This window comes from Hydrogenophaga sp. GW456-12-10-14-TSB4, assembly GCF_059424305.1.
Map to the genome: position 1 here is coordinate 20,309 of NZ_JBWKZH010000076.1, position 6,816 is coordinate 27,124.

At 69.9% G+C, this 6,816-nt stretch carries 5 protein-coding genes; 2 read left to right on the plus strand and 3 right to left on the minus strand.

The features are described 5' to 3' along the window. Positions 1-92: 92 nt before the first annotated feature. Genes rsmA through AC07ZS_RS25785 form a run of 3 tightly spaced genes read right to left on the minus strand, consistent with a single transcriptional unit; the run spans position 93 to position 4,735 of the window. Positions 93-857: a 16S rRNA (adenine(1518)-N(6)/adenine(1519)-N(6))-dimethyltransferase RsmA gene (gene rsmA / locus AC07ZS_RS25775; protein WP_494801303.1), complete on the minus strand. Its 765-nt coding sequence runs from the start codon at positions 855-857 to the stop codon at positions 93-95. A gap of 34 nt (positions 858-891) precedes the next feature. Continuing rightward, on the minus strand, positions 892-2,277 hold the full coding sequence (locus AC07ZS_RS25780) for a peptidylprolyl isomerase (RefSeq protein WP_494801304.1): 1,386 nt from the start codon (positions 2,275-2,277) through the stop codon (positions 892-894). Then, complete coding sequence (locus tag AC07ZS_RS25785) at positions 2,270-4,735, minus strand: LPS-assembly protein LptD (RefSeq protein WP_494801305.1); 2,466 nt, start codon at positions 4,733-4,735, stop codon at positions 2,270-2,272. Before AC07ZS_RS25785 ends, AC07ZS_RS25780 begins: the two co-directional genes overlap by 8 nt. Positions 4,736-4,880: 145 nt before the next feature. Between AC07ZS_RS25785 and AC07ZS_RS25790 the strand changes: the two genes are divergently transcribed. Next, positions 4,881-5,972 (plus strand): aminoglycoside phosphotransferase family protein, encoded by a 1,092-nt coding sequence (locus tag AC07ZS_RS25790; RefSeq protein WP_494801306.1) that lies wholly within the window; start codon positions 4,881-4,883, stop codon positions 5,970-5,972. Positions 5,973-5,974: 2 nt separating this feature from the next. Further along, positions 5,975-6,700: a 16S rRNA (uracil(1498)-N(3))-methyltransferase gene (locus AC07ZS_RS25795; RefSeq protein WP_494801307.1), complete on the plus strand. Its 726-nt coding sequence runs from the start codon at positions 5,975-5,977 to the stop codon at positions 6,698-6,700. Positions 6,701-6,816: the final 116 nt, after the last annotated feature.

Consider the following 6,816-nt stretch of genomic DNA (forward strand, 5'->3'; position numbering starts at 1 on the left):
CATGAGCAGCCCGTTCAACGCGGGTTACTGGCTGGCCGCCGCCTGATCGCGCGCCACCCCACCAAAAAGCCGCTGCCCTGCAGCGGCTTTTTTCATGCCTGCGTGGCTTGCGCCAGCGCGACGTACTCGCTCACCGGCACTTCCTCGGCCCGCCGCTGCAGGTCGAACTCGCCCGAAAAACCCTGCTCGTCAAGCCAGCGGCCCAGGGTGTTGCGCAGGATCTTGCGGCGCTGGCTGAAGGCCACCTGCACTATTGCGCCGTAGCGCACCACGTCCAGCGCGGGAGGCACGGCCAGTGGCACCATGCGCACGATGGCGCTGTCCACCCGGGGCGGCGGGTCGAAGCTCTCCGGCGGCACGAACAGCACGTTGTCCATCGCGTAGCGCCACTGCAGCATCACCGACAGGCGACCGTAGTCCGCCGTGGCCGGCTGGGCGACCATGCGATCGATCACCTCTTTCTGCAGCATGAAGTGCTGGTCCTTCACCACGTCGACATGGTCGAGCAGGTGGAACAGGATCGGCGTGGAGATGTTGTAGGGCAGGTTGCCCACCACCCGCAGATGCCCGTTGTCCAGTCGCCCGGCCAGCGCCGAGAAGTCCACCTTGAGCACGTCCGACTCGATCACGTCCAGCTGACCATGCTCGCGCAGGCGCACGGCCAGGTCGCGGTCGAGCTCGATCACCGTCAGGCGGCCCAGCCGCTCCACCAGGGGCTGCGTGAGCGCTGCCAGGCCCGGACCGATCTCGACCATGGCGTCGCCCGGCGCGGGCGCGATGGCAGCCACGATGGCGTCGATGATGGCGCTGTCGGTCAGGAAGTGCTGGCCGAAGCGCTTGCGGGCGATGTGTTTCATGCGATGACCGGCGTCGCGCCGCGTGGCAGGGGCCTCACGGCTGGGGCGGATCGCGGTACTCGACGTAGGCCCGGCCGCGCGTGTCCTGGGACCAGACCCGCAGGGCGTCCTCGATCTTTTTCTCGCGCGCCAGCCCGCGCACGATGTCGCGCTGCTCGCGCTGCGTGAGCGTGGCCTGGCGGCGCTCGTCGACCCGGATCAGGTGCACACCAAAGCGCGAGACCAGCGGTGCCGACATCTCGCCCGGGCGCAGGGCGTTCATGGCCTGCTCGAACTCCGGTACGAACATGCCCGGTCCGGCCCAACCGAGGTCACCGCCCTGATCGGCCGAGCCGTCCTGGCTGTGCTCGCGCGCGAGCGCTTCAAAGCTGGCCTGGCCGCCAGCAATCTTCTGGCGGAAGTCGGCGAGGCGCGCGACCGCGTCCGACTGGCTGAGCTGCGGCCCCGGGCGCAACAGGATGTGGCGCGCGCGGGTCTGCGTGACGACCGTGTCGGGCATACCGGCCTGCTTCTTCTCGATCACCTTGAGCACGTGAAAGCCGGCCGGGCTGCGCAACGGGCCGGCCACGCCGCCCGTGTTGAGCGCGCGCGTGGCGTCCACAAACAGGGTCGGCAGGCGGCTGGCCGGGCGCATGCCGAACACACCGCCGTTGGTGCGCTCGGGGGCGTCGGAGAACTCGCGCGCCAGCAGGGCGAAATCGGCGCCGGCGCGCGCCCGCTCCGCCACCCCTTGCGCGCGGGCCTGCAGTTCCTGGAGCCGCTCGGGCGAAGCCCCCTCGGGGACCGCGACCAGCACGTGGGCCAGGTTGAGCTCCAGGTTCGCGAGCTCGTTGCTGCCCCGCTGCTCGCGGAGGAAGTCGTCGATGTCCGCATCGGTCACGCGCACGCGCGAATCGACCTGGCGTTCCTGCACGCGCTGCAGCAGGATCTGGTTGCGCAGGTCGTTGCGGAAGCGGTTGAGGTCCATGCCCTCGGCCGCCAGACGGCGCCGCAAGGCTTCGGGGCTGAGCTGGTTCTGCGCCGCAATGGCCTGTTCGGCCTGCGTGATCGCGGCCTCGTCCACCGTGATCCCGAGCTCGGTCGCCTGTTGCATCTGGGCCCGCTCGTTGATGAGCTGCTCCAGCACCTCGCGCGCGAGCACATCGCGCGCCGGCATGGCCTTGCCTTCCTGGGCGATCTGCTGCTCGACGCGCAACAGGCGCTGGCGCACCTCGTTGTTGGTGACCGGTTCGGAGTTGACCAGGGCGACGATGAAGTCGGCCGTGCTCTGCACGGTCGAGGCGGCGGGCGCGGTGCTGCGCGGCAGGTTGAGCTGGCCCGTGGACCGCAGGCCCTGCGCCTGGGCCGCACACGCCCACACCAGGGGCACGCACAACAACCAGGTGGACAGGCGTGAGGAAGCGATGTGGCGATCAGTCATATTGTTGGAACCGGCTGGGCGGGTTGATGTCTTCGCGCAGGTATTGGTAGCGCGGCACGTTGTCCTTGAGCGTCTTCAACGGATTCGAGCCGAGGCGAGAGAAGCCGGAGAACTCCAGCTGGAACAGGATACGCTGGTTGGCGGATGAGCTGCTGCGCTGCAGCCGCTCCAGCACGACGCGTCCGATCCAGCAGCCGGCATCGTACTCAAAGCCCGCCACCAGATCGACCACCTTGCGGTCGGGCACGCTGTAGTTGATGCGGCCCACGCTGTACCACTGGCCCGCGCCCAGGCCGCGGCCCGGCACGCCCGTCTTCGCGGGGGTCTCCCACAGGTCGTTGAGCGGCCACTGCCAGCCGAAGTCGTATTGCTCGCTGCTGCCGCGCTGCAGGCGGTAGGCCGCGCTGAACACACGGTAGCGACTGGGCATGTAGCGCACGCCCAGCGTGGTGCGCACCGACTCACCCGCACCGGGGCTGTATTGGAAGTTGGTGTCGAAGGTCCATCGCGGCGTCCACTGCACGCGCGTGGCCAGCAGGATGTCGCTCAGGCGTTCGGTCACCGGCGCGCCACCCGACTGGCCAACGGCATTGGGCAGAAAGACGTTCTGGTCGCGGATCAGGTAGCGCTGGGCCAGACCGACCCGCACGATCTCGGCGCCGGAATCCGGGTCGAGCAGGCGCGAGCTCGCCCCCACCGTGAGGGCGCGCGTGTCCGAGATGCGGTCGTTGCCGCCGAACACGTTCTCCGAAAAGATGGTCGCGAAATTGAAGTCGTTCGCAGCCGAGTCGTAGTTGGGCAGCAGGCTCTGGTCGCGGTAGGGCGTCCAGGTGAAGAAGGCGCGCGGCTCCAGCGTCTGGACGAAGGCACGGCCGAAGTAGCTCGCGTCGCGCTCGAAGATGAGGCCGCCGTCCAGGCTGACCGTGGGCAGCACGCGCGACGCGGTGCGCGAGCCGTCGGCCAGCGGGTTGTCGAAGTGGTACTGCGTGGCGTGCAACTGCGTGCGCGGCTTGAAGAACCAGCCCGGCGTCTCCCAGCGGCGGCTGAGTTCGGCGATGGCCATCGAGCGCGAGCCGTTGGTCTGGCCGGTAAGCAGCGGATTGGACTCGAAGCGGGTGTACTCGCTCAGCACCGAGTAGTTCCAGTCGTTCAGACCCGCGATGCGGCCGTCGTTGCGGCTGTAGCGCACCGCGACCGAAGGCAGCCGGTCGTACGGCGGCGTGATGGGCGCCTCGATGTCCTGCAGCGTCTGCCAGGAATAGACGCCCGCGCTGACCGCCCAGGGGCCGCGGCCCCAGTTGTAGACCGCATTGCCCGCGAGCAGGCGGTTGGTCAGCGAGCCGAAAGCGCGCGGGAAATCGCGCCAGTAGTTGTCGTCGCTCACGCGGTTGAGGTCCAGCGTCAAGCCGGCCGAACCGCCCAGGCCCAGGCTGGTGCCGCTCAGGTTCTGGCTGTGCTGCAGCGAATAGCCCCAGCGGTCGGCATCGCGCAAGGGATCGGACGGCAGGAAAGCACCGCGCACCTGGCCCGCGTAGCTGGGCTGCAGGTAACGCACCTCGGCACCCAGTTCCACGCCGCGCTTGCTCATCAGCGTCGGGTAGATCGTGGCGTCGAGGTTGGGCGCGATGTTGAGGTAGTAGGGCAGCGTGAGCTCGAGCCCGTTGACGTTGTCCAGGTTGATCGTGGGCGGCAGCAGGCCCGACTTGCGCTTGTCGGTCAGCGGAAAGCTGAAGCGGGGCCAGCCCAGGATGGGAACGCCCTTGAACTCCAGCACGCCGCCGGTGGCCGTGCCCATCTCTTCCACGTTGTCGAAATCGATGCGCGTGGCGCGGATCAGCCAGGCGGGCATCCAGTCGGCGCCCGGGGTGCGCGGGCAGGTGGAGTAACGGGCCTGGTGCGCCGTCGCATGGTCTTCGCCCAGGAAGTCCACGCGGCTGGCGTCGCCCTTGCCTTCGTTCTGCAGCAGGGTGAATTCGGGCTGCTGGAACTGCCCCTCGAAGGTGTCCACATTGAGCTGCAGCTCGGGGCCCTCGAAGCGGTCGCCGTTGCGGTTGATCAGCACGTTGCCCTTGGCCTTGGCCTCGCTGGTGCGCTGGTCGAGCTCCAGGTGATCGGCGCGGATCACGGTGTCGTGCCGCCGCAGCTCGGCGTTGCCGTCCACGGCGGTGACGCCGTCGGTCTGGCCCTCGATGCGGTCACCCCGCACAAAGGTGGGCGCCTGCTGGCGCACGTCTTCGGGCAGGCTCTCCTGCAGCTGGCGGCTGGACTTCAGGCGAACGAGGGACTCGTCGCCGTCGCCCGCCTGCGCGCGCACGGCAGCGGGCGCGAACAGCGCACCCCAGGCGATCGCGGCCAGCAGCACGTGCACCGCGCGCGCCACGGGCGCCGCCACGAAAAGCGGGTTGGCTAGGGCTCCGCGCGGGCGCTCGGAGGGCGACGGATCGGTGCGGCGGTTCAAGGGGTGGAGTTCGATGGTCCGGCTGCCAGAACGGGCCCGGAGGCCGGTCGCCGCGATGCAGGGGGTTTGTAGAATCAAGGGCCATTATCCACTGCCCGACGCCCGGACAGGCCGCACGGCCACCCACGTCCCACCACCCAGCCCCATGAGCCCGACCCACCCTGCCGTCACCTGGGCCGACCCGGTTCGGGAAGCCGCCTTTCACACCTGGATGCAAGCCCAGGCCGCCCGCCTGGGCCTCCTGCCGGACACCCTGCGCCCGGCCTCGGCCGACGCCAGCTTTCGCCGCTACCTGCGCATCGACGCGCAGGCCGGCGCCAGCCTGATCGTGATGGACGCGCCCCCCGCGCACGAGAACTGCCAGCCCTTCGTGCAGGTAGCCGGGCTGCTGCGCGAGGCCGGCCTGCTGGTGCCCGAGATCCTGGCCTGGGACGAGCCTCAGGGGTTCATGCTGCTGAGCGACCTCGGCCACCAGACCATGCTCGACGGCATCGACGCCGCGAACCCGCAAGCCAACCACGCGCGCTACATGCAGTCGCTGGACGCGCTGCTGGCCTGGCAACTGGCCTCGAAACCCGGTGTGCTCCCGCCCTACAACGACGCCCTGCTGCGCCGCGAGCTGCAGCTCTTTCCCGACTGGTACCTGGGGCAGCACAAGGGCCTCACGCTCGACGCCGCGCAGGCCCAGACGCTGCAGAAGACCTTCGACACCATCGTCGCCCACAACCTGGCCGCGCCCCAGGTGTACGTGCACCGCGACTACATGCCGCGCAACCTCATGTTGCCGCTGCAACCCGGTGACACACCTGCGCAGCAGCTGGGCGTGCTCGACTTCCAGGACGCCGTGCACGGCCCCGTCACCTACGACGTCGCCAGCCTGATGCGCGACGCCTTCCTCAGCTGGGACGAGGACTTCGTGATCGACGTCACCGTGCGTTACTGGGAAAAGGCGCGCGCAGCCGGCCTGATGGACTTCGAGGACTGGCACAGCGACTTCGGCGCCTTCTACCGGGGCGTGGAATGGATGGGCCTGCAGCGCCACCTGAAGGTGGCCGGCATCTTCGCGCGCCTGACCCTGCGCGACGGCAAGCCCAAGTACCTCGCCGACGCGCCGCGCTTCATCGGCTACATCCGCCACACCGCGCACCGCTACCGCGCGCTCGGGCCGTTCCTGAAGATGCTCGACGAGATCGAAGGCCTGCAGGCCGCTTCCGGCTACGCCTTCGGGCGCGTCTGAGCATGCCGCGCTTCCACTGCCCGGCACCGCTCCTCGAAGGCCAGCCCCTGTCGCTGCCCGCCGCCGCGGCGCGCCATGTGCAGGTGCTGCGACTGCAACCGGGTCAGACCATCACGCTGTTCAACGGGCAGGGCGGCGAGTGGGACGCCACCATCACCCGCATGGGCCGCAGCGACGTGGAGGTGGTGCTCGGCGCGCACCGCGCCACCGAGCGCGAACCGGCCCGTGCGGTGCACCTGGCCCTGGGCATGCCCGCCAACGACCGCATGGACTGGCTGGTGGAGAAAGCCGCCGAACTCGGCGTGGCCAGCCTGCAGCCCCTGCACACCTCGCACAGCGTGCTGCGCCTGGCAGGCGAACGGGCCACGAAGAAGCAGGCGCACTGGCAGTCGGTGGCGGTGGCGGCGTGTGAACAGTGCGGTGGCAACCGCGTGCCCACGGTGCACCCGGTGAGCGACTTCGCGGCCTGGCTGAAAACGCTGCCGCCCGCCGATGCCGGTCTGCGCTGCCTGCTCTCGCTGGCCGACGGCACCCAGCCGCTGGCCCGCGCACTCGCCGGGGTGCCGGCCCCGGCCCCGGTCTGGTTCCTCAGCGGTCCCGAGGGGGGCCTCAACGCCAGCGAGGATGCGCTCGCCCGCGCGGCCGGGTTCCTGCCCGTCACGCTGGGCCCTCGCGTGCTGCGCGCCGAAACCGCCGCGCTCGCGGCGCTCACGCTCGCGCTGGGCTGAGCCGATCAGGCCGGTGCGAGCCGGAACACCTGCACCACGCCGGCCAGGCGGCGAGCCTGGTCCTTGAGGCTTTCGGCGGCCGCCGCGCTCTCTTCCACCAGCGCCGCGTTCTGCTG